Annotated in this window: 20 protein-coding genes; 5 read left to right on the top strand and 15 right to left on the bottom strand. The window is 70.9% G+C overall.

Annotated features, from left to right (window positions below):
- Nucleotides 1-31 precede the first annotated feature (31 nt).
- Entirely contained in the window at nucleotides 32-676 is a 645-nt protein-coding gene (locus ABZU76_RS06270) for a GNAT family N-acetyltransferase (RefSeq protein WP_220245393.1), read from the top strand.
- On the opposite strand, the gene ABZU76_RS06265 is transcribed toward ABZU76_RS06270, so the two are convergent.
- The 8 genes from ABZU76_RS06265 to murJ all read right to left on the bottom strand — a co-directional run bounded on the left by ABZU76_RS06265 (nucleotide 677) and on the right by murJ (nucleotide 11,109).
- The gene (locus ABZU76_RS06265; protein WP_354865595.1) at nucleotides 677-1,225 is read right to left on the bottom strand and encodes a hypothetical protein; all 549 of its coding nucleotides are present in this window, start codon (nucleotides 1,223-1,225) and stop codon (nucleotides 677-679) included.
- A gap of 1,916 nt (nucleotides 1,226-3,141) precedes the next feature.
- Nucleotides 3,142-4,290: an N-acetylmuramoyl-L-alanine amidase gene (locus ABZU76_RS06260; protein ID WP_220245391.1), complete on the bottom strand. Its 1,149-nt coding sequence runs from the start codon at nucleotides 4,288-4,290 to the stop codon at nucleotides 3,142-3,144.
- Nucleotides 4,291-4,570: 280 nt separating this feature from the next.
- Nucleotides 4,571-4,897 (bottom strand): thioredoxin, encoded by a 327-nt coding sequence (gene trxA, locus ABZU76_RS06255; protein ID WP_354865592.1) that lies wholly within the window; start codon nucleotides 4,895-4,897, stop codon nucleotides 4,571-4,573.
- A gap of 74 nt (nucleotides 4,898-4,971) precedes the next feature.
- Nucleotides 4,972-5,964, bottom strand: a complete 993-nt coding sequence (gene trxB / locus ABZU76_RS06250; protein ID WP_354865590.1) for a thioredoxin-disulfide reductase — start codon at nucleotides 5,962-5,964, stop codon at nucleotides 4,972-4,974.
- Nucleotides 5,965-6,068: 104 nt separating this feature from the next.
- Nucleotides 6,069-6,869: a hypothetical protein gene (locus ABZU76_RS06245; RefSeq protein ID WP_354865588.1), complete on the bottom strand. Its 801-nt coding sequence runs from the start codon at nucleotides 6,867-6,869 to the stop codon at nucleotides 6,069-6,071.
- On the bottom strand, nucleotides 6,866-7,528 hold the full coding sequence (sigM, locus tag ABZU76_RS06240) for an RNA polymerase sigma factor SigM (protein WP_354865586.1): 663 nt from the start codon (nucleotides 7,526-7,528) through the stop codon (nucleotides 6,866-6,868). Before sigM ends, ABZU76_RS06245 begins: the two co-directional genes overlap by 4 nt.
- Nucleotides 7,529-7,559: 31 nt before the next feature.
- Nucleotides 7,560-9,158 carry a protein kinase family protein gene (locus ABZU76_RS06235; protein WP_354865584.1) on the bottom strand — a complete coding sequence of 533 codons (1,599 nt, stop codon included), beginning with the start codon at nucleotides 9,156-9,158 and terminating at the stop codon, nucleotides 7,560-7,562.
- Between the two features lie 82 nt (nucleotides 9,159-9,240).
- Nucleotides 9,241-11,109 (bottom strand): murein biosynthesis integral membrane protein MurJ, encoded by a 1,869-nt coding sequence (murJ, locus tag ABZU76_RS06230; RefSeq protein ID WP_354865582.1) that lies wholly within the window; start codon nucleotides 11,107-11,109, stop codon nucleotides 9,241-9,243.
- A 300-nt stretch (nucleotides 11,110-11,409) separates the two neighbouring features.
- Here murJ and ABZU76_RS06225 point away from each other — a divergent pair, with 300 nt between their 5' ends.
- Entirely contained in the window at nucleotides 11,410-11,586 is a 177-nt protein-coding gene (locus ABZU76_RS06225; RefSeq protein ID WP_354865580.1) for a hypothetical protein, read from the top strand.
- A gap of 115 nt (nucleotides 11,587-11,701) precedes the next feature.
- On the opposite strand, the gene ABZU76_RS06220 is transcribed toward ABZU76_RS06225, so the two are convergent.
- Both ABZU76_RS06220 and ABZU76_RS06215 read right to left on the bottom strand, forming a co-directional pair.
- Nucleotides 11,702-13,867 (bottom strand): DUF6049 family protein, encoded by a 2,166-nt coding sequence (locus tag ABZU76_RS06220; RefSeq protein ID WP_354865578.1) that lies wholly within the window; start codon nucleotides 13,865-13,867, stop codon nucleotides 11,702-11,704.
- 14 nt (nucleotides 13,868-13,881) lie between these two features.
- Nucleotides 13,882-14,388, bottom strand: coding sequence for an NUDIX hydrolase (locus tag ABZU76_RS06215; RefSeq protein WP_354865576.1), 507 nt, complete (start codon nucleotides 14,386-14,388; stop codon nucleotides 13,882-13,884).
- Between the two features lie 113 nt (nucleotides 14,389-14,501).
- Here ABZU76_RS06215 and ABZU76_RS06210 point away from each other — a divergent pair, with 113 nt between their 5' ends.
- The 3 genes from ABZU76_RS06210 to ABZU76_RS06200 all read left to right on the top strand — a co-directional run bounded on the left by ABZU76_RS06210 (nucleotide 14,502) and on the right by ABZU76_RS06200 (nucleotide 18,337).
- The gene (locus ABZU76_RS06210) at nucleotides 14,502-15,947 is read left to right on the top strand and encodes a CCA tRNA nucleotidyltransferase (RefSeq protein WP_354865574.1); all 1,446 of its coding nucleotides are present in this window, start codon (nucleotides 14,502-14,504) and stop codon (nucleotides 15,945-15,947) included.
- Between the two features lie 187 nt (nucleotides 15,948-16,134).
- A complete protein-coding gene (locus ABZU76_RS06205; RefSeq protein WP_354865572.1) occupies nucleotides 16,135-17,475 on the top strand; it encodes an ATP-binding protein in 1,341 nt (446 codons plus the stop codon).
- A gap of 22 nt (nucleotides 17,476-17,497) precedes the next feature.
- Complete coding sequence (locus ABZU76_RS06200; RefSeq protein WP_354865570.1) at nucleotides 17,498-18,337, top strand: class I SAM-dependent methyltransferase; 840 nt, start codon at nucleotides 17,498-17,500, stop codon at nucleotides 18,335-18,337.
- Here the strand turns inward: ABZU76_RS06200 and ABZU76_RS06195 are convergent.
- From ABZU76_RS06195 to ABZU76_RS06175, 5 genes are read right to left on the bottom strand one after another with little or no spacing between them, the layout of a single operon-like run.
- Complete coding sequence (locus ABZU76_RS06195) at nucleotides 18,323-20,215, bottom strand: TNT domain-containing protein (RefSeq protein ID WP_354865568.1); 1,893 nt, start codon at nucleotides 20,213-20,215, stop codon at nucleotides 18,323-18,325. The genes ABZU76_RS06200 and ABZU76_RS06195 overlap by 15 nt on opposite strands.
- A 41-nt stretch (nucleotides 20,216-20,256) precedes the next feature.
- Entirely contained in the window at nucleotides 20,257-21,330 is a 1,074-nt protein-coding gene (locus ABZU76_RS06190; protein WP_354865566.1) for an ADP-ribosylglycohydrolase family protein, read from the bottom strand.
- A gap of 28 nt (nucleotides 21,331-21,358) precedes the next feature.
- The gene (locus ABZU76_RS06185; protein ID WP_354865564.1) at nucleotides 21,359-23,605 is read right to left on the bottom strand and encodes an ADP-ribosylglycohydrolase family protein; all 2,247 of its coding nucleotides are present in this window, start codon (nucleotides 23,603-23,605) and stop codon (nucleotides 21,359-21,361) included.
- Nucleotides 23,606-24,988 carry a TNT domain-containing protein gene (locus ABZU76_RS06180; RefSeq protein ID WP_354865562.1) on the bottom strand — a complete coding sequence of 461 codons (1,383 nt, stop codon included), beginning with the start codon at nucleotides 24,986-24,988 and terminating at the stop codon, nucleotides 23,606-23,608.
- A 27-nt stretch (nucleotides 24,989-25,015) separates the two neighbouring features.
- Nucleotides 25,016-25,387, bottom strand: coding sequence for a hypothetical protein (locus ABZU76_RS06175; protein ID WP_354865561.1), 372 nt, complete (start codon nucleotides 25,385-25,387; stop codon nucleotides 25,016-25,018).
- Between the last annotated feature and the right edge of the window lie 41 nt (nucleotides 25,388-25,428).

Raw genomic sequence — 25,428 nt, 5'->3', positions numbered from 1 at the left:
GCCGGTCGTGAGGGATTCGGGGAGGTTTCAGGTGTCGCGTCGCGTGGTGGGCGTCACACTCGACAACCTCGAAGACCTGCCCAAGAGCTGCCGCCGGTGCGTCTACTGGGAGCTCGCGCCGCACCTCAAGGCCCAGGCGGAGGAGTTCGGCTCCACCGAGGTCGAGAAGGAAGCATGGGTGTCCAGCGTGCTGCTGGAGTGGGGCTCCTGCGGCCGCATCGTCTACAGCGACACGCTGCCGGTCGGCTTCGTGCTGTACGCGCCGCCGAACGCCGTGCCGCGCTCCCTGGCCTTCCCCACGTCGCCGCCCAGCGCCGACGCCGTGTTGCTTACCGCGTTCCAGGTCCTGCCGGAGTTCCGCGGCGGCGGCCTCGGCCGGATGCTCGTGCAGGCTGTGGCGAAGGACCTGACCAAACGTGGCGTCCGCGCCATCGAGGCTTTCGGCGATGCCGTGCCCGACGAGCTCGACCCGATGGGCCAGCACACGTGCGTGCTGCCGGCGGCTTTCCTGCAGAGCGTCGGCTTCAAGACGGTGCGGCCGCACTCGAAGTGGCCGCGGCTGCGGCTGGAGCTGCGTTCGGCGATCACCTGGAAGGAAGACGTCGAGGCGGCGTTGGAGCGGCTGCTCGGCCAGGTGACGATTACGACCGCGGAGCCGAGTCTCGGGCGGGCTTGATCAGCTGCTCTCGAGCTGCTTCTTGAGCTTGGTGAGGCTGTCGCGCCAGTAGGCCTTCAGGTCGTTGGCTGTCTCTTCGTCGACAATGCGCTCGTGCGCCAGGGCGAGCTGAGTCTTTGTGCCTTTGTCGACAAATCCGACGTTGACCCTCGTAGCCCCGTCGCCCCAGTCGAACCGCGCCGTCTTGTTCCGTTGCGTCGTTCTGGTGGTGAGCTGATCACCGTCGAGCCACTCTTCCCTCGCGGCCGGTTCGGCCACGGCGTTGTACACATCCTCGACGCTCGCGTCGATCGTCCGGCTCGCACTCACCGTGAACAGCCCGTCCCGACCCCCGTTGCGCGGCCGCAACCCCCGGGACCGCTCGTACTCGACGGTCACTGTCTGTGCCCACCAATTGCCCACCCGATGCTCCTCGACGAGCCGGCGGACGATCTCCCCGTGGCCCTGACCACGCGCTCCCCACGCGTCGAGCACCTCACCCCACTCACCGAACCCTCGCCCGGTTGCCGTACGCACCGCATCGTCCGAGGTCAACTTCGTGCCACCCATGGCAGCCCTCCTTGTCTCGTCACCCCGAACGTCGCCACCGACCCCACCCCTTCGACACACCCCCCGAAAGATCTTCGCTACGCCCGCCTACCACGGTCTTACCCAGCCCGAAATACCCGATTTACCCAGCTGTGCACAACTGTGGAAGAAACCCCGAGTTATCCACAGATCCCTGATAGGCGCGGTGGAAAACCTGTGGATGAGTAGACTGGATTTGGGGACGCCCCCCGAGGAGGGCGGGGGCTGCCCCAAGGTGTGGTGTGTCCCCGGCGGGGCGGGCGCAATGGGTTGTGGCGGTCGGCTGGGGCGGTCGAAGCGGTTGCGTGGCTCCGGTTGTCGGGTTGACGGTGGACTACTCCACCCGGGTTGGCCCGTGCACCGCTTGGGGTGAGGTCCGGGCCGTAGTTGTGCACAGGGCGCCAGCGGTGGGCGGTGCGTCATGCCTTGAGCGCGGCTGGTTGCGAGGGATGCGAGCGACTACCCAGAGTGGGTGTGGGTAAGTCGTCCACCGAAGGTGCTACGGCCGGGTGAGGGGTTGGGCGGACGTGGGGCGCGAGGCTGCGGTGGCGGTGGTTTGGCCGGGATGGGTGTGGCGGGTAGAGCTCGGGATCGCCTGAGGTTCAGGTGGGCTGTGCGCCCTCGGCTGGAGCGGCGGCGGATCGGCGGCAGGGGTCGGCGACCTTCGGCCGCGCCCGGATGACACGACGTGGGCGACTTCGAGCTTGAAGGGCCTTCGCTGCGCCAACCGGGGCCCCACCGGCGGCACCAACGCAGGGGTTGCCGAACGGCGCCACCAATCCAGGGGCTGCCGAACGGCGGAACCAACCCAGGGCTGCCGAACGGCGCCGAGGCGTTCTGACGGCTGACGCCTCGCGGCCCCGGGTTGGAGCCATCGACTGAGATGGTGTGAGTTGGCAACCAATAGCACCGGCCAGCGATCAAAGGTACGCAGCTACAAACCTGGCGAGCCGGTCTCTCGGCAAGGCCTCAGCAATGCAATGGGCGCAGACCAGCGGATCGGCCCTCGCGAGCTTCGACCAACGAGTGCTGATCGAAGCTCGCCGGGCAGCGGTCGGAACCCGGCCCCGGTCTCTGCGCAGCAGCGACTGGCCCCGGCGACGAGGAGTGCGGCCCGGCAGCGGGCGGCCTGCGATTAACGCATTGCTGAGCACCGAGGATTGGTCAGAGTTCAGAGCTGGGTGAAGCAAAACCTGACCCAGTGCACCGGCTGCTGAGCGGGAACTAGTCCGATGGCAGGGCTTGCGTCCGGGTGCAGTAGCGACTGGGTAGTCGTTGGCGGTCGGCGCCCGGTGGTGCAGAGCACGTGCCAAGCGCCGGCCGGGCAGTGGCTTGGTTGCGGAAATCGGTGGGACTTCCCGGCGACCAGCCTGGGCTGTGGAAAGCGATGGCTCTGTCATCGGAAGTCGCGGTCGGTGGTCGGTGACTGGGGATGAGTCCTGCGTCCCCTGGCCGGGCGGCGATCGGCGGCCAGTGATCGGAACTTGGTCCGGGCGAGGCCCACACCTCGGTGATTCGTGGCAAGTCGAGGGAAGCCGCGATCAGTAACCGGCAATCAGAGCCCAGCCGCGACTGATGATCCGCACCGGCAGAGCGGCGAGTCGCGGCAGGAGGCCGGCATCGGAGAGCTGATGGCCGAGCCCGGCCGCCTGCAGCCGCGCAGTAGCGCCAGGCGCCACTGCGCGCGGCCCAGCGGCCAAAGGGCCAGGGGTAGGCGAACCGCAGTGCGAGACAGGTGGTGGAGGGCAGTCACCGTAAGACCTGGTGGCGGGTGCGTTCGAGCCGCGGATCCGGGCGTTGCCGGCGGAGTGGCAGGGAAAGACGTGAGCCGGGCCTCGGGAGGGAGGGCCCGGCTCAGTCGCGAAGATGCGGGGGTTGTGGAGCAGAAAAAGAAGGACCTACTCAGCCTTGGCCAGCTCGTGCGCCAGCACGTCCGCGAAGGTGAAGGTGCCCGTGGGTTGGTCGCCCTCACCCAGCAGGTACAGGCGCTTGACGGCGATGAGGATGCCCTCGGCGACGATGTCGCGGAAGGCGGGGTCACCGAGTTTGCGGCTGTCGTCCGGGTTGGTGAGGTAGCCGATCTCCACGCGGACGGCGGGGCAGCGCGTGCGGGTGAAGATTTCCCACGTTTTGTAGTGGGTGCGGCAGTCGCGGAGGCCGGTGCGGGCCACGACCTCGCGCTGGATGAAGCCCGCGAGGAGCTCGCCGACGGTCGACGTGGTGCCGTTGCCGGTGCCGAAGTGGAAGCTGGCGATGCCCTGGGCGCGGGGGCTGGGGTTGCTGTCGCTGTGGAGCGACAGGAACAGGTCCGCGCCGGCGTCGTTGGCGAAGCGGGCGCGTTCGAAGTCCGTGGGGCTGTGGTTGGGGCCGCGCGAGATCAGGGCTTCCATGCCGGTGGCCTGCATGCGGCCTTCCAGCCGCCGGGCGAGGTCCCAGGCGATGTCGGCTTCGCGCAGGCCGCCGGCGACCACGCCGAGGTCTTCGCCGCCGTGGCCGGGGTCGATGACGATGCGCTTGCCGCGCAGGCGGGGGCCGGCCTGGCGGACCTGTTCCTGTTCGCGCAGGAAGACGGGGCGGCCGCCGCGGGCGCGGGGCGACGAAAGCCGGTGCAGCTCGCGGATGGTGGCCGGGCCGCAGATGCCGTCGGGTTCGAGGCGCATGTCGCGCTGGAAGGTGCGCAGGGCGCGTTCGGTCTGGGGGCCGAAATACCCGTCGGGGCGGCCGGCGTCGAAGCCGAGTTCGGTGAGGCGCTCCTGCAGCGCGAACACGTCGTCGCCCTGGACGGGCGAGGACAGCATGTACTGCAGCGGACGGCTCCCCAGGTGGAAGCTCGCGCCCTTCATCGCCTGAAATGTGGCGGGGCCGACCACCCCATCGGTGATCAGCCCACGACGCTGCTGGAAGGCCCGTACGGCGTGCTCGACTGCGGCGTCGAAGGTGCCGTACTGCTCGGTCCCCGCCACCGGCGGGAGCAGGTCCATCCCGGCAAGGATCGACCTGATCTCGGCGACGTCCGGACCGGCGTCACCGCGGCGGAGTACCCGCATGCACTCCTCGCTCTTCCTAGGGCACCGAAACCGGCTCGATGCGAAAACAGAAAACCTGTGTGGGTGTAAGCCCAGGGCACCTATTGTGCCCTGTGAACTCTCGGTGAGCGCGCAGGCCCGGTCAGTGTGCCCGGGAGTGCGCAAGCCGCCGCAGGACGGACACGCCCGTGCACCTGCGTGATCATGGCCACGGACACTTCGCCCGAACGTGCGAGAACCCGGGCCCGCGAGGCGATTCCCGCAGGCCCGGGTTCTCAGCAGCTGGACAGCGCCGCCTCGATCAGAGGATGTCCTTCAGGTCGGACAGCAGAGCCGCCTTCGGCTTCGCGCCGACGATCTGCTTCACCGGCTTGCCACCCTGGAACAGGATCAGGGTCGGGATGGACATCACCTGGTAGTCACGCGCCGTGTTCGGGTTCTCGTCGATGTCGAGCTTCGCGACGGTCAGCTTCTCGCCGTTCTCGGCCGCGATCTCCTCGAGCACCGGGGCGACCATCTTACAAGGTCCGCACCAGGTCGCCCAGAAGTCGACCAGGACCGGCTTTTCGCTGGTCAGGACGTCGTCCACGAACGACTTGTCGGTCACCTTGACGGTGTTGTTGCCCATGGTTTCTCCTTCGGGTGGTCGGTATCGGAAAGTCAGTGTCGGAACGTCAGTGTCGGAACGTCAGTGTCGGAAGGTCAGTGGGTGCCGGCGCCGTAGCCGCCGCCGACCAGCTCGGACGCCTCGTGGGCGTTCTCGTCGCCGTGCTCCGCCAGCCATCGTTCCGCGTCGATGGCCGCGCTGCACCCGGAACCCGCCGCCGTGATGGCCTGACGGTAGGTGCGGTCCACGAGGTCACCGGCCGCGAAGACGCCCGGCACGTTCGTGTAGGACGTGCGCCCCTGCGTCACCACGTAGCCGTCCTCGTCGACGTCGACCTGGCCGCGCACGAGCGCGCTGCGCGGGTCGTGACCGATCGCGACGAAGAAACCGGTGACGTCCAGCGTCTTCTCGTCGCCGGTCTTCGTGTCCGTGACCTTCAGGCCCTTGACGGTGCCGTCGCCTTCCACCCCGGTGATCTGGGAGTTCAGCTGCCACTTGATCTTGTCGTTCGCGCGGGCGCGCTCCAGCATGATCTTGGACGCGCGGAACTCGTCACGGCGGTGCACGATCGTGACGGACTTGGCGAACTTCGTCAGGAAGGTCGCCTCCTCCATCGCGGAGTCACCACCGCCGGCCACGGCGATGTCGTGGTCGCGGAAGAAGAAACCGTCACACGTCGCACAGGCCGACACACCGCGGCCGAGCAGGTCCTGCTCACCGGGCACGTTCAGGTAGCGCGCCGCAGCGCCCATCGCGAGGACGACCGCGCGCGCGGCGTACCGCTTGCCGTTCGCGACCACGTACTTGACGTCGCCCGTCAGCTCCAGCGACTCGACGTCCTCCGCGCGCAGCTCGGCGCCGAAGCGCTCGGCCTGCTTGCGCATCTCTTCCATCAGGTCCGGGCCCTGGATGCCGTCTCGGAAGCCGGGGAAGTTCTCGACCTCCGTGGTCGTCATCAGCGCACCACCGAACTGCGTGCCCTCGAACACCAACGGTTCGAGCTGCGCGCGAGCCGCGTAGACCGCGGCCGTGTAACCGGCGGGACCCGACCCGACGATGATCAGGTTCCTGATTTCCTCGGCAGCCACCCGTGAACCTCCGCTCGTAGTGACCTGTGCTCTGGTCTCAACACGATGGTAGGTGGCGGTGTTCCCGACGGTGACGGCCGCTACTCGCCCGTCCCGACCAGCGGTTATTTCTTGCCGACGACCTTGTCGAACAGCTTGTCGGCGTGACCCGGCCCGCAGTCGGCCCCGAAGGCCACCAGACGGAACTGCGCGAGCTGACCCGTCGTGTAGATGACCAGCACGCCGGGCTTGCCCTCGACGGTCACCGGTCGGATGCCCTCCGGCCGCACGTCCGGGTCCAGACCGGCCGCGCTGACGCACGCGTCGAGGCGCTGCTCGTCCTGAAGCGGGCCGAAGTCGCGTACGCCCATGGCTCCGCCCAGCAGCGCTTCCGCCCCGCTGCCGTCGCTACCCACGGACGGTCCCGCCGGTGCCGGAGCGGCCACGCCAGTGCCGGTTTCCTGGGCCGGGCCGGGCACCGTCACGGCGATCGCGACGATCGCCGCAGCGGCCGCCGTCAGGATCCCCGCGCCCCAGCCGAGCCGCTTGTTCCGCCGCCGCCGTGCTGCCGCGAGGTCCACCACGGGCGCCACGCCGGGCTCAACCGATGCCGGTACCGAAGCGGAACCGGACGCCGGAAAGGGGGCGGCCTGCCGGGACGCGGCCTCGGCGGCCAGCGCCTGGTCGATCCGCGCGGCGAACTCGGCCGGCATCGGCGGCGCCGGCTCGTGAGCCAGAGCGGCCAGATCGGCTGTGGTCGCCTCGAGAGCTTCGATGATCGCGCGCGCTTCGGGGTCCGCCTGCACCCGCGGCCACAGCCGCGCCGCCTCGTGTTCGTCCAGCACGCCGGCGTGGAGGTCGGCCAGCACGTCGACAGACCAAGGCGGACCGACGGTCCCGCCGACCCCCCGACTCTCGTCCGTCATCGTGCCTCCCCGTTCCCCGGCGAGCGGTCGGCTCGCCCGGCACTCCGGGACCCGTCCGAAGTGGCGCTCCTGCGTTTGCTTTCGTGAGTTGGGACGTTCGCATTCGCATCCGGGTTCCGCAGGTGCCCCAGAACCTTCGCGAGTTTGCCCCTTCCTCGCGCGCAGCGGCTCTTGACCGTGCCTTCCGCGATGCCGAGCATCTTCGCCGTCTCGGCCACGGAATAGCCCTCGACGTCGACGAGCACGATCGGCGCGCGCTGCTCCTCGGGCAGCTGCTCCAGCGCCTCGCGCACGAGCAGGCTCGTCTCCTTCTCGGACATCGAGTCGCGCGGCGAGGCCGGCTCGTTGAAGCCGGCCTCGGGCAGGGGAACGGTGGGACGCGCCTGCTTGCGGCGGATGCGGTCGAGGCACGCGTTGACGACGATGCGGTGCAGCCACGTGGTCACCTGCGACTCGGCGCGGAAGTTTCCCGCCGCGCGAAAGGCCGAGATGAACGCCTCCTGCAACGCGTCGGCGGCTTCCTCCGGATCACGCAGCGTCCGCAGGGCCACCGCCCACAGACGATCACGGTGCCGCCGGACGAGTTCGCTGAACGCATGCGGATCACCGGCGGCGTGCGCCGCTATGAGATCCGCGTCCGTGGGAGCTGCAGCCGTCACCCGGCAGAGCCTACTGAGTGGGAGATGTCGATCACCCCGCAGGCAGGAAGCTCACGTCTCCGATCTCGCTGATGAAGCCGCCGTCGCTGTCGTCGCCCAGCTGGGTGATCCACACGACGAAGTACTGGCTCTCCGTCGGCGTCTGGAGGTCGATCGTCGTGTCGGTGGCGTTGAGGTCACCGGTGCCGACCACCTTGGTGTCGTCCAGCTTCGGGTTCTTGGTGTCGGCCGAGCGGATCTCGATCTTCGTGCCGGGGCTGTCGGCCGCGATCTTCACCTGCGCGAGCTTCACCGGGTCGTCGAACTGCACCACGAACCCGACGCCGGGCTTCAGCGTCGGCAGCTGCTGCTGGTACTGGTCGGTGCGCCAGACCGTGCCCGGGTCGCCGTCGATCGTGTTCTTCACCCGGCCGGAGTTGTCGCCCGAGCCCTTGGGGTTGTAGATCGTGGCCGCCTTCGGCTCCACCGCCTGGCCGAGCTTCGGCGCGGCCGGCGACGACGGCGGGGGCGCCGCCGAGTTCGCGGGCGGCGGCGCGGCACTCGACGTGGGCGCCGCGACGTTGATCGTCGGACCGCTCGCCTTGGAATCGCCCTGGAACAGGTTGATCAGCATCAACCCGCCCCACGCCAGGATCAGCACGGTGGCGACGACCAGCACCGTCACGCCGAACGCCAGCTTCCGCCGCCGCGCGACGTCCTTCACCGGCTTCTTCGTGGTCCAGATCGTGCCGTCGGCCTCGCTCGTGGCGTTCTCGCCGACGGCCTTGATCAGCTGCGTGCGCTCCTCGGCCTCGGCGGCCTGGTCGAGCACGCGCAGGATGGCCGAGCTCGTACGGATCCCGCCGTTGCCGCCGTCCTCGATCGTTCGCACGGCCAGCGAGGACAGCTCGGGCGGCACAGCCGGGACCAGCGTCCGCGGCGGCACGACGTGGCCCTGCGGGGTCAACGGCGCCGCGGGGATCGCGGGCGGCCCGCCCGGCAGCGCCCAGCGTCCGGTGAGCAGGAGGTAAAGGACGGCGCCGAGGGCCTTGACGTCGTCGCGCAGCGTCGCGTCCGGCAGCGGGCCGGGGAACGCCAGCTTCAACGCGCCGTTGGGCGTCAGGCGCAGCCGCTGGGGGTGGTCCAGACCGAGGACCAGGCCGTTCTGGTGCGCGTGCTCCACCGCTTCGGCGAGCGCCTGCACCATGCGCGCGGCCGCGGCAGGCGCCACGGGCCGCTGCGCGACCAGGTCCACCAGGTCGCTGCCCTTGGTCCACTCCGCGACGACAACGCCGAGAAGTCCCTCGTTCGAGGTCACGCCACTGCCGAGGCTCAGCACGTCGAGCACCCGCGCGACCCCGCCGTGGCCGAACTTCGACGCGTGCGCCGCGCGCTCCAGCGTTCGCCGGGCCAGCCTCGCGGCCTCCGGATCAGCCGGATCACCGACCAGCAGCGTCAGCGCGACATCGCGCTTGAGCTGCCCATCCCGTGCCCGCCACAGGTGCGCGGCGGCTCGTTCGTCCACCCCGAACTGCGCGAGCAGGCGGTACCGGCCGTCGCCGACGACCCGGCCCGGGGCCAGCGAACCGCCCTGGGCACGAATGCCCGCACGGTTGGCCTCCCCTGCCTGTTCGCTCCGTCTCGTGTCCACCGCTTCTCTCCCGCGTCGCGCTCCCGCCCCGAGGGTACCCGGATCAGGTCTGGAGGAAGCGTCGTCAGTCGTGAATCAATCGTTACCCGCGCTTGATCAATCGGGTGATCCTCGACGTCGCCGGCCTCAGCTCCTCCACCTTCAGGGCCATGAGCACGCCGAACGACACGCCGATGCCCACGATCCCCTGCAGGAAGAGCGTGATCCACGCATGCAGTTTGAGCCCCAAGGAGTCGGGCACGATCTGGCCCACGAGCCACGCGGCCCCGACGCCGAGGACACTCGCGACGACCGTGAAGAGGATCACCCCGAGCACCCGTTTGCTGCGCAGGTTGCCGAGCGTGACCCAAAGCCAGACTTGACCGAGCATCGCGCCGACGACGTACGTGAGCGCGTTAACCATCATCACGCCGAGCACCACGTTGTCCGGCGAGAGCAGCACCGGGCACAGGTACAGCAGCGGCACCTTGACCAGCGTCATCACAACCATGATCAGGGTGGGCGTGCGAGCGTCCTTCATCGCGTAGAACACGCGCATCTGCAGCTGGACCAACGCGAACGGCAACAGCGCGAACGCGGAGATCGCCAGCGCGCCGCCGAGCCGCTCGGCGCTCTCGACCGAGCCCTTGCCGATGGTGAACAGAGCGATGCCGATCGACGAGCCGACGATCGTCATCACCGCCGAGATCGGCAGGAGCGTGACCGTCGAGATCCGCGAAGCGTAGGACAGGTCGCCGATGAGCTTCTTGTGGTCGCCGTCGGCGGCCGCGCGGCTCATCCGCGGCATGATCGCCGTGAGCAGCGAGACGCCGATGACGCCGTAAGGCAGCTGGAACAGCAGCCACGCGTTGGCGTAGGCCGTGACACCGCCGGGGGTGCCGTTGGTGAGCACCCGGGTGGTGATCGTGTAGCCGACCTGGCTCACGGCCACGTAGCCGACGATCCACAGCGCGAGGCCGCCGAACTCCTTCATCTGCCTGTCGATGCCCCAGCGCCACTTCGGCCGGAAACCCGACTTGAGCAGCGGCGGGACCAGCATGATCGCCTGCGCCACGATGCCGCCGGTGACGCCGAGGCCCAGCGTGAGCACCTTCGGGTCGGTGATCGACACGTGCTCGGTGTCGATCTGCCCCGGCATGATCCACACGACCAGGATGGTGAAGATGACCACCATGTTGTTGACCACCGGCGCCCACGCAGTGGGGCCGAAGATGTGCTTGGCGTTCAGGATCGCCGAGAGCAGCGCGAACACGCCGTAGAAGAAGATCTCCGGCAGCAGCAAGTAGGCGAACGCGGTGGTCAGCCCCGAGCTCGCCTGGCCGGAGCCGTCCACGTACAGGGAGGTGAACGCGGGCGCGCACACCACCGCGATCACGGTGCCGAAGAGCAGCAGCGTGAACGCCACTGTGATCAGCCGCTGCGTGTAAGCCTCGCCGCCGTCCTCGTCGTCCTGGGAGCGCACGAGCAGCGGCACCACCACGCTGGCGAGCACACCGCCCATGAGCAGCTCGAAGATGATGTTCGGCATCGTGTTGGCGACGTTGAACGAGTCGTTGGCCACGCCCGCGCCGATCGCCGCCACCAGCAACAGCTTCCAGAGGAAGCCGGTGATGCGGCTGATCAGCGATGCGATCGCCATCCGCCCGCTCGATTTCGCGAGCGAGGGCGCCTTCGCCGAGGTGGCCGGCTGCTCACCGGTGCTGCCCGGTTCGGCCGGCCGCACCAGTGGCGCGTCGCCGATCCGCGGCATGACCTGCGTGGCCAGCGCGTCGTACGGACGCATCGAGTCGGGGTCGGCCAGCGGCCACCGCGAGGCGGGCATCGGGACGCCGGCGGTGCGCGGGATGAAGCGCGTGGCCTCGGGGTCGCGCAGCGCCTCCTCCTGCCACGGGCGGACCGGCGAGCCCGGACGCGGACCGCGGCCACGGTGGGGCGCGGGGGTCGGGGGCACCGGGTGCTGTCCGGAGGTCGGTGGCAGCGGCTGAGGTCCCGAAGGCGGACCGGAGGGTTGCGGCAAGGGGCCGGAGGGTGAAGCGGCCGGCCGTGGCAGTGGCGCCCGGCCCTGCGGCGGCGGTGATTGAGGTGGCGGCGGAACGGCCTGCCGTCGGGTGGGCGGCGGCGGTGTCGCCTGGGCGCGAGACGCCTGACGCGGCTGTCCCTGCTGCACAGGCGGGGGTACGCGGCGTTTCGGCCGCTCTGTGTGCTCGTCGGGGGCCGGGCGCTGGGGGCGCTCTTCGGCGGGGACCGGCAGGTGGCGCGTGCGGCCGTTGGCCGGCGGTGGCAGCTGGCGACGTTCGGGCGGCACCTGGCCCTGGGGCGGCGGCTGGCGCCGGCCTTCGCGGGCGGCGCGGCGCGGCTGCTCGGTGCGTTCGCCGCGACGAGGAGGCGCGCCGTCGCGCCGAGGACGACTCGCACGCTCGGGTGGTAAGCCCGGCTCTCTGTCCAACGCGCGCCCAATCCTCGGTGCCAGGGTCCCTGCCATTGTGGCAGCGGTCGACCCAGGGTAATCGGGAACGGCCTCCGATACCCGGTCCCCCGAGGACTCAGCGCGATTCGGCCCTCGCGGCCCGGCCTTCCTTGACCCGCCGGTAGATCCGCCGCGACGCCAGGAGGAGCAGCGCACAACCAGCGACGACGGTGATGATGATCGTGATCGGGCCGTACTCCGTCGAGGTCAGCTCGAAGCGCGCCGTGCTGCCGAGCTGCGTGCCCTCCGGGGTGGTCAAGGACACATCGACGCTGAGGCGGCCGGCGCGCAGGGCCTCGATCTGCAGCAGCTCGTTCTGGCCGCCCTTGGCCGGGATGAACCAGTTCTGCACCTGCTCGGGGCGGATGCCGACCTCGTTCTTCAGCGCGATCTGCGCGGTGATGCCCACCGGGAGGCCGTTGCTCACGAAAACGGGCAGTGGTGACGAACCGGACGCGAGCGCGATCGTCTGCTTCGGCTGTTCCACGGTCACCTGGTCGCGGATCGCGGCGAGCTCTGCGTCGGCGTTCGCGCCGGCCGTGCTGCCCGAGGGCACGCGGTAGGCCGTGGACGCGCCGCGCACGAGGGCGGTGCGCACCGGCGCGACGATGTCCTCGGGCGGCACGCGGTGCGTGGTGTCCATCCGCATGGCCGAGAGCAGGCCGGCGGCCTGGCCGTCGAGGTCCGTCAGGGCGTCGGCGACGTCCCCGCCCCCCGACAGCGGCTGGTCGTGGGTGCCGGCCGCGAACGACGCCGTGCCCGACGCGTTCTGGTCGAGCAGGTCGGACAGGGGCGTGGCGGTGGCGACGCCGCCGGGGCCGAGCAGCTGGCCCACGTGCTGGAGGAACGCGGTGAGCTCGCCTACCGGCACGTCCCAGCGCCGCGGCGGCGCGACGAGCAGCTGCGTGCCCGGCTCGGTGCCGGTGCGGCCGAGGCCGGCTTCGAACGCGATGGCGGCGAGGCCGTTCTGGCTCGCGATCGCGGGCTGCGTCGCGGCGCCGACGGTGGTCGCGGTCTGGGGGTTGGGCGCGGAACCCGTCATGGCGCCGGCGATGACGCTGTCGATCGGCTGGGCGCGCAGGCCGCCCGGCAGCGAGACGGGGCCGGAGACGGGCGCGTCGGCCTGCAGCTTCGACCCGTCGGTGAGCACGGTGTGCACGCCGGCCGCCGACATCGCGGTGAGCGCCTGGTCGTCGGGCGTGCCGTCGGGCCAGAGCACGCCCGGGCGCGGCTGCGTGTGCAGAAGATCGCGGATCGTCGCCTCGCCACTGAGCGCCGTGCTCAGCAGGCCGGTGTCGGGCGTGCCGGTGGCGGAGCGGACCTTGCCCAGCGTGGTGAGGTCGGCGTCGGCGAAGGGCAGGGCGATCACGCAGCGGCCGTTGACGAGCGTACGCAGCTGCGCCAGCCAGTCCTGTGCCAGCTGCGAGCCCTTGCCCGGCGCGCCGGCGACGACGTAGCCGCCGGCCATCGCGTTGACGGTGCGCAGCAGGTCCGGGTCGACGGCGAAGCACAAGGACTCGCCGACGTTCGGGTCCGACTGCTGGGCCGCGCGGGCGGCCGTGACGAGGGACTGCAGCCGGCCGTTGGGGCTCAGCTCGGCCGCGAGGGTGTCGTCGGTGAGCGTGAGCTGGCCGCCGTAGGGGGACGACAGCACGTGCGGCGAGCTGTCGGTGATGGGCCACAGCACGCTGACGTCGGCGTGCTTGCCCGGCGACGTCGGCTTCCCGGGCGCGGACAGCACCGGCATGAGCAGGCTCACGGCCGCGAGCCGCGCCGGGCCGCCGAACTCCGGCGTGCCGTTGACGTTGACCAGCATCGGGTACACACCGGGCCGGCTGAGCTGGAGCGCGCTCTTGCCCGTGAGCGGCACGGTGACGGCGAGTTTGGCGGTCTGCCCCGGCTCCAGCGTCTCCGTGAGCGTGGTGAAGTCGGTGAGCGGGCTGTCCTGGATCGGCTCGCCGGCCAGCACGCCCTTCAGCTCGCGGTCACCGGTCAGGTGCTCGCCGACCTGCAGCCGCACCTGCGGACGGGCGATGCGGCGGTCTCCGACGTTCGTCACGGTGCCGGACACGGTCAGCGTCGTCGTGGACGTGGTGATCACGCGCGGGTTGAGCTGGTCGAGATCGAGCCGCAGGCGCGGGGGCTCGGGGCTGGCGGCGTCCTGGGCCTGCGCGGGCGCGCCGAGAAGGGCGCCTGCGGCGAAGATCAGCAGGGACAGGAAGAAGGCGGCGGGCCGCTTCACTCGGGTGCTCCCTCTCAGGCGCGCTCGTCGTGCGCGAAAAGTTCTTTGGCTTTGCGGACCAGCTTGCGCTCGTCCGCGTAGGCCAGCGTCGTCTCCAGCTCGGCCAGCGGCACCCACGCGACCTCGGTGACCTCGACGTCCTCGTCGGAGAGCTCGCCACCCGTCGACTCGAGCAGGAAGTGGTGCACGGTCTTGTGCACGCGGCGTCGTTCGGCCACGAACCAGTAGTCGATGGTGCCCAGCGGGCGCAGGACCTGCGCGGAGATGCCCGTCTCTTCCTTCACCTCGCGCATCGCCGTCTGCTCCACCGTCTCACCGTCCTCGATGTGGCCCTTCGGCAACGACCACAGCAGTCTGCCGTGCCGGTCGAGGCGGCCGATCAGCACCGCGTGTTCCCGCCCGGCGTCGACGACCAGTCCGCCGGCCGACGTCTCGTCGACCGTGGTCAGGCGCCTGCCCCGCTGCCGCCTGCGCCTTCTGCGCGGCTTCGGCGCTCCGGCGCGGCCGGCGGATCCAGGCATGCTGCGATGCTAGAGCAAACGGTTGCCCAGGTACGCTGGCTCTCCGTGTCCGTGTCCGACGGCGTCCGTAGTAGTGGACGCCACTCCCCGTTGTCAGCTAATGGTGGGATGAAGTGAACAACCTGGTCGCCCAGCAGAACGCGGTGACGGAACTGATGCGAGTGTCCCCCTTGGCCGACGAGCTGGCGGAGCGGTTCGCGCGAGCCGGCCACAGTCTCTACCTGGTCGGTGGCAGCGTGCGCGACGCGCTACTCGGCCGACTCTCGAACGACCTCGACTTCACCACCGACGCGAGGCCGGACCGTGTGCTGCAGATCGTGAGCGACTGGGGCGACGCCGTGTGGGACGTCGGCATCGCGTTCGGCACGGTCGGGGTCACCAAGAAGGGCACGACGCTCGAGATCACCACCTTCCGCGCCGACAGCTACGACCGCGTCGGGCGCAACCCCGAGGTCACCTTCGGCGACACCATCGAGGGCGACCTGCTGCGCCGCGACTTCACGGTCAACGCGATGGCGATCGACCTGGTCACGAAGACGTTCATCGACCCCCACGACGGCATGGACGCGCTGCGGCTGAAGGTGCTCGACACCCCGGCGACGCCGCAGGAGTCGTTCGCCGACGACCCGCTGCGCATGCTGCGCGCCGCGCGCTTCTCCTCGCAGCTCGGCTTCACCGCCGCACCGCGCGTGGTCGAGGCGATGACGTCGATGGCGAGCGAGATCGAGCGGATCACGGCCGAGCGCGTGCAGGCGGAGCTGTCGAAGCTCATGCTCGCCCCCGACCCGCGGCCGGGCCTGGAGCTGCTCGTGGACACGGGCCTCGCCGATCACGTGCTGCCCGAGCTGCCCGGCATGCGCCTGGCGATCGATGAGCACCACCAGCACAAGGACGTCTACCAGCACTCGCTGACCGTGCTGGCGCAGGCGATCGAGCTGGAGACCACGCACGAGCCGGCGTCGGAGCCCGACCTGGTGCTGCGGCTGGCCGCGTTGCTGCACGACGTCGGCAAGCCGGAGACGCGCGAGTTGCTGCCCGGCGGCGGCGTGAGCTTCCACCACCACGAGGTCGTGGGCGCGCGGATGGCGCGCAAGCGTTTGCGGGCGCTCAAGTTCTCCAAGGAGGTCGTGGAGCAGGTCTCGCAGCTCGTGTTCCTCCACCTGCGCTTCCACGGCTACGCCAACGGTGAGTGGACGGATTCGGCCGTGCGCCGCTACGTCACCGACGCCGGCGACCTGCTGACGCGGCTGCACAAGCTCGTGCGCGCCGACTCGACGACGCGCAACCGCAAGAAGGCGGCCGCGCTGCAGGCGACGTACGACGACCTCGAGCAGCGCATCGCGACGTTGAAGGAGCAGGAGGACCTCAACCGGGTCCGCCCCGACCTCGACGGCAACGAGATCATGCGGCTGCTCGGCCTCAAGCCCGGTCCGCAGGTCGGCAAGGCGTGGAAGTTCCTCAAAGAGCTGCGGCTGGACCGGGGTCCGCTGGACCACGACGAGGCCGTGGCCGAGCTCAAGAAGTGGGCCGAGTCGGAGGGCATCGCGCCCACGGAGTGATCTCGCGCTGCGGGCACGGGTGATCACCCTGGGGTCGTCGCGGGGTCGTTCGAACGAACACGAGTCGAATTCGTGATCGCGAATCCGCCAAGATCCCCCTTTGGCCTCTGGAACGCGGCCCGGCGAGCGGGAATACTCGCTGCCCCGGGCGCTGCCGGAGGGGGCGCGCCCCGTACCGGGGAGATCGATGACGGCGCAGGCAACTGAGGACCAGGACGGCCGGTCGCCCCGCACGTCGAGCTTCCTCGTCACCCTGTTGAAACGCGGCACGCCCGCGCTCGCGACGGCGACGACCGGGCTCACCGACGAGATCGCCGACCCGACGCCGCTGCGGGCGTTCAAGCGGATCTCGCGCATGGCGGGCGCGGTGGACGCCAGGTACAACGACGGGCTGCTGCTGCGCGCGGCGCGGTACGTGGTGCTGGTGCCGCTGGCCTACCGGATCGTCGCGGTGCCGGGCGCGTTCGGCGCGTTCGTGTCGGCGCACGGTTCGACCGGCGTGGTGCCGGTGGCGCTGGTGGCGTTGTGCTCGATGGCGATGAGCGCGTTCGGGATCTACTGGATGCTGCGCTCGTCGCCCTTCCGCTCCGACCTCGCGGCGCGGCTGCTCGTGGCGGACCTGATCATCACGGTGGCGTTTCAGCTGGTCATCGGCCTGACCGAGCCGACGGCGGTGTTCCACGACGCGCTCGGGGTCGCGGACAAACACCTGCTGGGTGACATCGCTTTGCTGACGCTGGCGATCGGCATCCCGTCGGGGCTGGCGCTGGCGGCGCTGAGCCTGCCCGTGCGGCTGCTGTCCGATTTTCTCAACAGCGGCTCGGCGAACTTCGCGCAGGCCTGGTCGCTGTACCCGACGATGTTCGGAGTGCTGTTCACCGGCATCGGCGCGCTGATCCTGCTCGGCCTCGGCACGCGGCTCGCGCTGGCCTACGGCATCCGCAACGGCCGGCTCGCCGAACGCGCGCAGCAGCACCGGATGCTGCACGACACCGTGCTGCAGACGCTGGAGGCCATCTCGCTCGGCGGCACCGGCGAGTCGGCCGACCGGCTCGTGGAGGTGCAGCGGCTCGCCCGCGCCCAGGCGATGGAGCTGCGGCAGACGATCGAGACGGCGGCGGCGCAGCGCGAGGAAGAAGCGTCGCGGCCCCTGGGCGAGAAGCTGGCGGCGCTGGCAGCGGAAATGGCGCGCGACGGCCTGCGCGCGCAGCTGGTGATCGCGGAGCTCGACGAGGACACGCTGTCGGAAGTGCGCCAGATCGCGCTGCGCGACGCCGTGCGCGAGTCGCTGCGCAACACGATGAAGCACTCCGGCACGGACAAGGTCGTGGTGCGCGTGGAGGAACGCGACGGCGGAATCGCGGTGATCACGCGCGACCACGGGCAGGGCTTCAGTCCTGATGCGCGGCCCGCGGGGTTCGGCATCAGCCAGTCGATCAACGCGCGCCTCGGCGAGGTCGGCGGCACGGCCCTCGTGGAGTCGACGCCCGGCAGCGGCACACGGGTGACGTTGTGGGTGCCGTTCTGAGTCAGGTGCTAGACACGAGCGCGTGATCCTTGTCGACGCCCTTGCCGCATACCGGGCCGGGGATGTTTCTCAGGCGATCGAGCTTGCCTCGCGGGCTGATTCGCGGTTGGGGGTGGAGCTTTCCGCGTACCTCGCGACGGACGGGTCCGGGCCGGTGTACGACCAGCCGGCGGCGTTCACGGCGTTCATCCGTGGTGGCGGGAATGTCTCGCTGTACGAGCGGCTGAGCGCTGCGCTGGCTGCTCGATATGCGGCGCTGCGCCCGGAATCGTTGCTGGACTTGGGTTGCGGCGACGGCCTGGCCGTAGTGCCCGCGCTGGCGCGGTCGTCGTTCCGGCCGGGGCGGATCGACCTGGTGGAGCCGTCGGCGGCGCTGCTCGCGGACGTCGACGTGCCCGGCGCGAACCGCTTCGAGGCGACGGCGCAGAGCTTTCTCGGGGCGAACGGTTCCACGTGGAACCTTGCACAGTCGACGTTCGCGATGCAGTCCATGACGCCACCGGTGCGGGCCGCGGTGCTGCGAGAACTGCGGCCGCGCACGGAAACGCTGGTGCTGGCGGAGTTCGACATTCCCGTGCTGGACGAGGCGTCGCCGGACCTTCTGGAGTCGCTGGTGACGCGGTACGAGCGCGGCGTCGCCGAGTACGGTGATGAGGCTTCGCTTGTCGCGCAAGGCTTTCTGATGCCCGTGCTGCTCGGCGTCGCCGCGGGTGCGGAGCGGACGAACTGGGAGCAGCCTGCGTTGGCGTGGGTGGCTCAGCTTGAAATCGCGGGCTTCACCGACGTTGTGGTGGAGCCGCTTGCCGACTATTGGTGGTCCCCCGCCGTGCTGATCACCGCGCGTGGTTCACACGCGGGATAGCGCCCCCGCCTCCACATGCTGCGCGATCGGCCGCGGCAGCAAGTAAGCCGTCGCCCCGCCCGGTTGAGGGCCCCACGGGGCCGTGATGCCGGTGAGCACCCGCAGCGTGCGCTGCACCCGGTACTCGTGTCGCTCGCGTTCGCGTTCCGGGGACAGCGACGTCGAGGCGAAGCGCGTGCCGGAGGTGTGGACGAGGTTGCCGGCGTCGTTGCCGAAACGCAGGACCGTGGTGCCGGCGGGGAGGACGACGACGCGTTTGCCGCGGAAGAAGCTCAGGGGCGGCTCGCCGCGCAGCGGCAGGATCGGCCAGTCGGCGGGCTGGTCGGACTCGTCGGCGGCGCGCGGGGGCAGCATGAGCAGCGTGCCGAGGAGGAAGCGGGCGGCGTCGGCCAGGCTGCCGAAGGCCACGGGCGCGACGGCCGGCGGGCGGGAGACTTCCCAGCCGTTCTCGGCGCGGCGCAGGGTCCAGACGTCGGCGACCGGCACCTCGGTGGCGCCGATCCGGTACGCGCCGGCAGGCACGCCGTGTTCGACCAGGCGCTGGTGCAGCAAGGTCAGCGTCTCGGCGGCGTGCAGGTCGAGGCCCAGGTCGTCGCCGCGGAGGGCGCGGGAGAGGCGGCCGTCGTCGGGGAGTTCGGTTTCCGAGCGCGTCGGGCGGGGGGTGCCGAGGATCTCGGCCTCGGCCGTCGCGCGGACGAGCTCGCGCACCAGCGGCGGACGGAAGCCGGCACCACGAATGTGGTCCACCAGCTCGGGCTCGGGCGGCACGCCGTACTTGCGCAGGTAGTGCGGCACGGCGGCGGGCCACACCCAGGTGCCGTCGGTGTGGAAGGCGTGCGGCACGTCAGGCGGCGCGCCCGGGGCGAAGATGTCGTGCTGCGGCTGCGGGCGATGCAGGACGAGGGGCGCGCGGAACAGGTAATCGAGCACGCCGCGCAGCTGGTCGGGCGGCACCGGCGGCCGGTTGACGACCGGGCGCTCGTTCTCGTTGTGCGCGTCGACCACGCGGGCGTGGCGGAAGGCGACGTCGAGGGGCTGGTGGGCCTTCGCGGCCAGCCAGTCGGGCAGCTCCTTGGGCGGGCGCGGGTACTGCGCGAGCTCCACGGCGTACGACTCGGGCGCGGGCCGGCCGCCGTCGTTCGGCGGGACGCGCCAGGTGGGCTCGTGCTCGGAGTCGAAGTCGAAGTCGAACTGCGCCTCGGTGTCGAGCGTGAAGGTGCCCTGGAACCACGTGCCGGTGTCGGGCGAGTACATCGCCGCGCGCAGTCGCGCGAACAACGCGCTCAGCTTCGGCGGCGCGGGCAGCGACACGGACACCGGACCGTTCTCGTCGCCGACCGCACGGACCTCCAGCTCCGCGTAGTCCCCGACCTGCCGGAACTGCGCGGCGACACGCGTCCAGCCGCCGGGCACGGCGCGCAGCGTGCGGCCGATCGCCCGCAGCAAGGCGCCGTGGTCGGCATCGAGCTCCGGGCGCGGCTCGCCCTGGTCGCGGCGCAGCTGCCACAGGCCCGTGACGCGCTTGGCCTCGGCCGTCGTCGAGAAGTCAGTGAGGCCGAGCTGCGCGGCGCGCGCCGGGTCGTGCTGCGTCCAGCGCAGCGTCAGCTCCTTGCCGTCCCCTGGCGCGACCTCGAACAGCTCGTCGTCGTACTCGCAGTACGTGCGCAGCGTGAACGTCGCCGGCACCTCGGTGGCCAGCACCACGCGCGCCGGGCGACCCTCGTGCTCGCGGTCGAACCCGTCGGGCGCCTCTTCGTCCGGCGGTACGGACAGCAGCAGCGTGCCGTCGGTGGTCGAGCGCTCGGCCGCGAACGTACGGTCGTCCAGCGTCGCGTACAAACCGTCCGGGCGGTCTCCCGCCTCTACCCGGTAGCGCACGTCAGGTTCCTCCCCAATTCCCCCGGTGACCGGGAAAGAACTTAGTCGACCGGGTAACGCGTGAACCAACCCTCGTCACTCGGTGAGTCGGGGCCGAACTCGGCGAGCGCGTCGTCCGCCAGCCGCGCGATCACGTCCCGCAGTTCGAGCCGCTCCAGCCAGCTGACGCGCAGTGCCGCTTCGCCGTACATCGCGCCGACGAGGTTGCCGCAGACCGAACCCGTGGAATCGCTGTCGCCGCTGTGGTTCACGGCCGCGAGCAGCGCGGAATCCGGATCTTCGGTGGTCAGCGCGACGTACACGGACATCGACAGCGCCGTCTCGCCGACGTTGCCCTCACCCAGCTCGGCCAGCCGCTCCGGCGTCGGCGGGCCGGACATCGCGAGGGCCTGCGCCAGCGCGGCTTCCTGCTCCTCGTGACCGGGGTGGCGGACCAGCTCGGCTCTGGACACAGCGACGGCGTCGAGCAGCGGCGAACCGGCCAGCAACTGCTGCACGATCACGGCGAAGGCGCCGGCCGACAAATACCCGCTCGGGTGACCGTGGGTCAGAGCCGCGAACTCGGCGGCGAGCCGGAACACCTCGGCCGGGTCGACGGACCACAGCGCGACGGGCGCCACCCGCATCACACCGCCGCAGCCCTTCGAGTTGTTCACCGGCCGCGAGACGCTGCCGCGTACGCCCGATCGCCCGTAGGCCTCCAGCTCGCCGAAGCACGTGAGCCCCGGTGCGCGGCGGCTGAACAGCGCGGCGTGCGTCACGAGCTCACCGTCGGGCGCCGCGAGCGCGGAGTGCGGGCCGCGCGCCCGCTCCCACGGCACGCCTTGCGTGTGCAGCCAGCGCTGGTAGGCCAGCTGCACGGACTGCACGACGTCGGCGCTGCCGGTCCGCCGCTGCTGCGCGTGGGCGCGGATGAGCGCTTCGAGGGTGAACAGCGTCATCTGCGTGTCGTCGGTGAAGCGCCCTTCGCCGCCGTACGCGGGGATGAAGTCCGTGATGCCGACGGGCCCGGTGAGCTCGCGGATCCGCTCGATCGAATCGAACTCCGTCTTCGCGCCGAGCGCGTCGCCGATGGCGCCCGCGAGCAGGCAGCCCTTCAGCCGCTGTGCCTCCATGACCCCATCTTTTCGAAGCCTCGCGGCGTCAGCGCCGCGGGTAGCGCTGCACCCACTCTTCGCCCAGGAAACTCAGCGCGGAGCGGCGATCGAAGTGCCACAACGCGTCGGTGACGACCTGTTCGATCAGGTGCCGCAGCTCCAGCTGCTCGATCCACTTCTGCGGCAGCCCGGGCACGCCGACGCGGGCGCCGAGCAACGCGCCGGTGATCGCTCCGGTCAGAGCGCTGCGCCCGGAATGGTTCACCGCGCGCAGCAGGGCCTGCTCGGGGTAGTTCTCGAACCCGGACAACGCGGCGAACGCGCGCCCGAGCACCGAAAGCGTGCCTTGGCCGTCGCCGATCAGCTCGGGCATCCGCAGATCCGGCAGCCCGTGTTCGCCGAAGAACGGCACCGACTCTGCGACCATCGCCTTCACCGGCGCCCACTCGGGACCGCTGACGAACGTGGTGTTGTGCTCGGTCAGGATCTCGCGCGAGAGGTTCCACACGGGATAGCTGAACGCGTCCTTCGTGAGCACCGGCTCGAAGAGCCAGGCCAGGTACGTCGCCACCGACAGGTCGTCCTCGTGCGGGTGCGTCACGCCGACGAGGTCGCGCACGGCCTGGCGCACGCCGCCGCTGAAGCCCGTGCCGGGGCCGGCGGCGATGAGCGTGGCGGGCAGCGCGGCGATCAACGACGTCGGGCCCGTCAGCGGCACTGCCTGCGGAGATCCGGTGACCGCCGCGTGGTAGGCGTTGAGCTCGGCGTCCTCGGCTGTGCGGCGGACGTGGAGGTCGGGCACCTTCACGAGCCAGCCGTCGGCGTCGTCGTACGGCGCGCCCTGCGTGTGCAGCCAGCGCATCAACGCGCCGCGCACCACGGACGGGAACTGCTGCTCGACGTCGCGCGACTCCGGCTGCTCGCGGTGCGGGCTGCGGATCACGGCCTCGGTGTAGAACAGCAGCCGCTGCGTCAGCGAGCCGATGCGGCCCGCCTGGTCGAACGCGACCGGCAGGTCGGCCACGCCCTCGGCCCCGAACTGCGTGACGATCTCGTCGAGCCGCATCCGGTCCACGGCCATGCCGAGCGCCTCGCCGAGCGCGAAGCCCACGTACGCGCCTGCGACGCGCTGCCAGCCGTAGCGGAAGTTCTCGAGGTCGCGGTCGGGGTACTTGCCGAACGTGTCCAGGCGCGGGATCACGCGGCCGAGGTTGTCCCAGCCCGGCACGAGGCCGTTGGCGCGCCAGTCGTTCGGCTTGCTGCGCGGCGGCTCCGCCATCGCGAGGCGGTTGAGCCACGACTGGCCCAGCACCGTGCGCTGGCACTCCTCGGCGGTGAGCTCGAAGCCGTGGCGACGCGCGTTTTCCGCTGCTACCAGCGGCACGGCCACCGGCTCGGACAGGCCCATGCGCGTGGCGGTGTCGCTGGTGAGTCGCTCGAGGTCTTCCTCGGCCTCGGGGCCGCGTCCGTGCCGGTCGATGCGCGGCTCGTGGCGCGGGAAGCGCTTGGCGATGGTGGAGAGATCGTCGCCGGAGACGTCCTCGAACGTCGCCGGGCCGCCGTTGATCACGAGGTTCGGCGGGTGCTCGAACTCGGCCAGCGTGGCGAGGTCCACGCGCCACCAGGAGTGCTCCCGCGGCGGGAAGTGGCGCGTCGCGCTGAAGACGCGCAGCTCGTTGCGCTCTTCGGAGAAGTAGAAGCGATCCGTGGCGCCGGTCTCGGGGTCGAGTGGCACGAAGACGTCGCAGCGCAGCAGGCCGATCAGCAGCTGCTCACGCGTGAGCCAGCCGACGCTGGCGAACGCGAGCAGCGTCTCCAGCGTGTTCTCCGGCTTCGGGTAGCCGCGGCGGATCGGGCCGGCCTTGTACTCGGGGTTCTCGCGCTCGTCGCCGGTCTGGCGGCCCTCGTTGTCGACCTTGACCCAGCCGGCCACGGCCTGAAGCGGCACGCCGAGCTCGCCGAACCCGGCCTTGACGTACTCGGGGTCCACGACTTCGCGCCAGCTCTCCTGGCCGGGGAACGCCACGGGGATGCTCAGCCCTCCTGGGTTCGGGGGTGCCTGGCGCAGCTCGCCGTCCGGCTCACGCACGACGACCGACGGTGGCGGGAAGAGCTCCTTGTCCGGCCGGCCGTCGTCGAGGTACGCGGTGGTGTTGTACGGGATCGACCAGCCTTCGGGGATGCGCAGCACGCGGTCGGTGTCGACCCGCAGCCCACCAGGACCGGCGATCTGGGGGCCGTGCACAGCGCGTAGCCAGTTCACGACCTTCTCCATCGCTTCCGCCGCTTCCACCTACTCGATCCTCTCCAGGCTTCCGTCGGACTCGTGCTCCGCGATCGGCTTGGGCAACACGTATGCCACTGCTCCGCCCGGCAGGTTCGCCCAGGGCACCGTCACTCCGGTGACCACGTAGAGTGACCTTCTCAGGCGGTAAGTGTGCGCCATTCGTTCCCGTTCGAGTGGCAGTGACGTCGTGGCGAACCGTACCTCGCCGTGGTGGACCAGGTTGCCCGGTTCCTCCCCGAAGCGCAGGACGACCGTACCTTCGGGCAGTCGGGTGAGTCTCTTGTTGCGCAGCAGGGTGAGGGGCGGGTCACCCGCGGCCGGCTGGATGGGCCAGTCGTCCACTTCCTTCGCCGTCTCGAGCGGGGTCTCGCGCCCGCCGGTCCGCCGGGCCGGGTGCAGCAAGAGCGCGCCGAGCAGCTGCTGGGCCGCGTCGGCGAGGTGCTCGAAGGTCTGGCCGTTTCCAGCGGCCGACGTGACGGTCCAGCCGTCGTCGCCCCTGGTCAGGCACCACTTGCCGGCCTCGACGGCGCCGATCCGGTAGGCCTGCGGCCACACGCCGAACGAGCCGAGCCGCTGCACGAGGACCACCAGCAGCTGCTCGTCGGCCAGATCCGGGTCGGGGCTGGTCTCCAGCTCGGCGGCGACGTCGCCCGCGGTGCGCTGCCCGTCCTCGGCGGCGGGTCGCGGACGCGGACGGCCGAGCAGGTCGGCCTCCGCCGTGCGGCGCACCAGGTGCTCGACGTACGGCGGCTGGAACCCCAGCTCACGGATGTGCGCGACGAGCTCCGGCTCCGGCGCGATGCTGTGGCGGCGCAGCTGGTGGGACACGGTCTCGGGCCACAGCCAGGTGCCGTCGGTGCGGTGCGCGTCGCCGACCAGCGCCTCGCGTTCGAGGTACTGCAGCACGAGCGGCAGCTCCTCGTCGGCCAGCGGCTCGCGCTCCTCCCCCACCTCGGCGGGGCGGGCGCGGCGGAACTCGACGCCGAGCGGCAGGCCGGTGCGCAGCCGCCACCAGTCGGGGATGTGCGCGTCCTCGCGGGGGAACGTCTCGAGCTCGTCGCGGTAGGTACCGGGGTCGGGCGGGGTCGTCCACTGGGGTTCGCCGTCGACGAAGAAGTCGAAGTCGAACGTGCCGTCGGACGCGAGCACGAACCGCGCCTGCAGCCACGTCCCGCGGCCCTGGCGGTACATGCCGGCGCGCAGCGCGTGGAACATCCCGACCAGTTCGGGGCCGGCCTCGGTGTTGCGCGGCTGGACCTCGGTGTGGTCGCCGACCTGCGCGAAGCCGATGCCGGCGGGGGCACCCTCGTCGGGCTGGTGGGCGCGGATCAGCCGCCCGATCTCGACCAGCCGACCGTGTTGGTCGGACTCGGAAATTGGTGGTTCCACAGGTCTCAGCACATCCGGTGCGCGGCGTTAGTAGCCGCGGCGCCGGTGCTGCGGCACGGCGCTTCGCGGAGGCAGCGGTCCTTGCGGCTTCACAGCGCCCTGCGTGGCGGGGCTCTGCGGAGCAGGCGCCGTACGCGGGCGCACGCGCCGCGGCGTCGGACGGGGGGACGGCATCTGCTGTGGCGTGGCGTCGGTGAGCGGGGCCTCGGCGAGCTGCTGCACCAGGGCCTGGACGGTGAACGCGAGCTGGGCGGGAGTGGTGCGCTGGAAAGTGTCCGGAGCGAACTCCAGCCGGCCCAGCGTGCCGCCGGTGCCGACGGTGGCCCGGACCAGCCCGTCCGGAGACGTCAGCACTGCAGGAGCGGCTTCCAGGGCGCGGTCGTCCCCTGCGGTACTCACGGTGGCCCCCCGTGTCGGTTGCACTCGCCGGGGTTCACCCG

This window comes from Amycolatopsis sp. NPDC005232 (assembly GCF_040607795.1).
Classification (GTDB): domain Bacteria; phylum Actinomycetota; class Actinomycetes; order Mycobacteriales; family Pseudonocardiaceae; genus Amycolatopsis.
The sequence above is the reverse complement of the archived record's forward strand: the minus strand, read 5'-3'. Positions and strand labels throughout refer to the sequence as shown.

Bases quoted from the DNA above. Each gene is read 5' to 3' on its own strand.
- ABZU76_RS06245 (WP_354865588.1), bottom strand. From the start codon at position 6,869: ATGACGGACGAGAGTCGGGGGGTCGGCGGGACCGTCGGTCCGCCTTGG.
- trxA (WP_354865592.1), bottom strand. From the start codon at position 4,897: ATGGGCAACAACACCGTCAAGGTGACCGACAAGTCGTTCGTGGACGAC.
- ABZU76_RS06260 (WP_220245391.1), bottom strand. From the start codon at position 4,290: ATGCGGGTACTCCGCCGCGGTGACGCCGGTCCGGACGTCGCCGAGATC.
- ABZU76_RS06190 (WP_354865566.1), bottom strand. From the start codon at position 21,330: ATGGAGGCACAGCGGCTGAAGGGCTGCCTGCTCGCGGGCGCCATCGGC.
- ABZU76_RS06215 (WP_354865576.1), bottom strand. From the start codon at position 14,388: ATGCCTGGATCCGCCGGCCGCGCCGGAGCGCCGAAGCCGCGCAGAAGG.
- ABZU76_RS06205 (WP_354865572.1), top strand. From the start codon at position 16,135: ATGACGGCGCAGGCAACTGAGGACCAGGACGGCCGGTCGCCCCGCACG.
- ABZU76_RS06265 (WP_354865595.1), bottom strand. From the start codon at position 1,225: ATGGGTGGCACGAAGTTGACCTCGGACGATGCGGTGCGTACGGCAACC.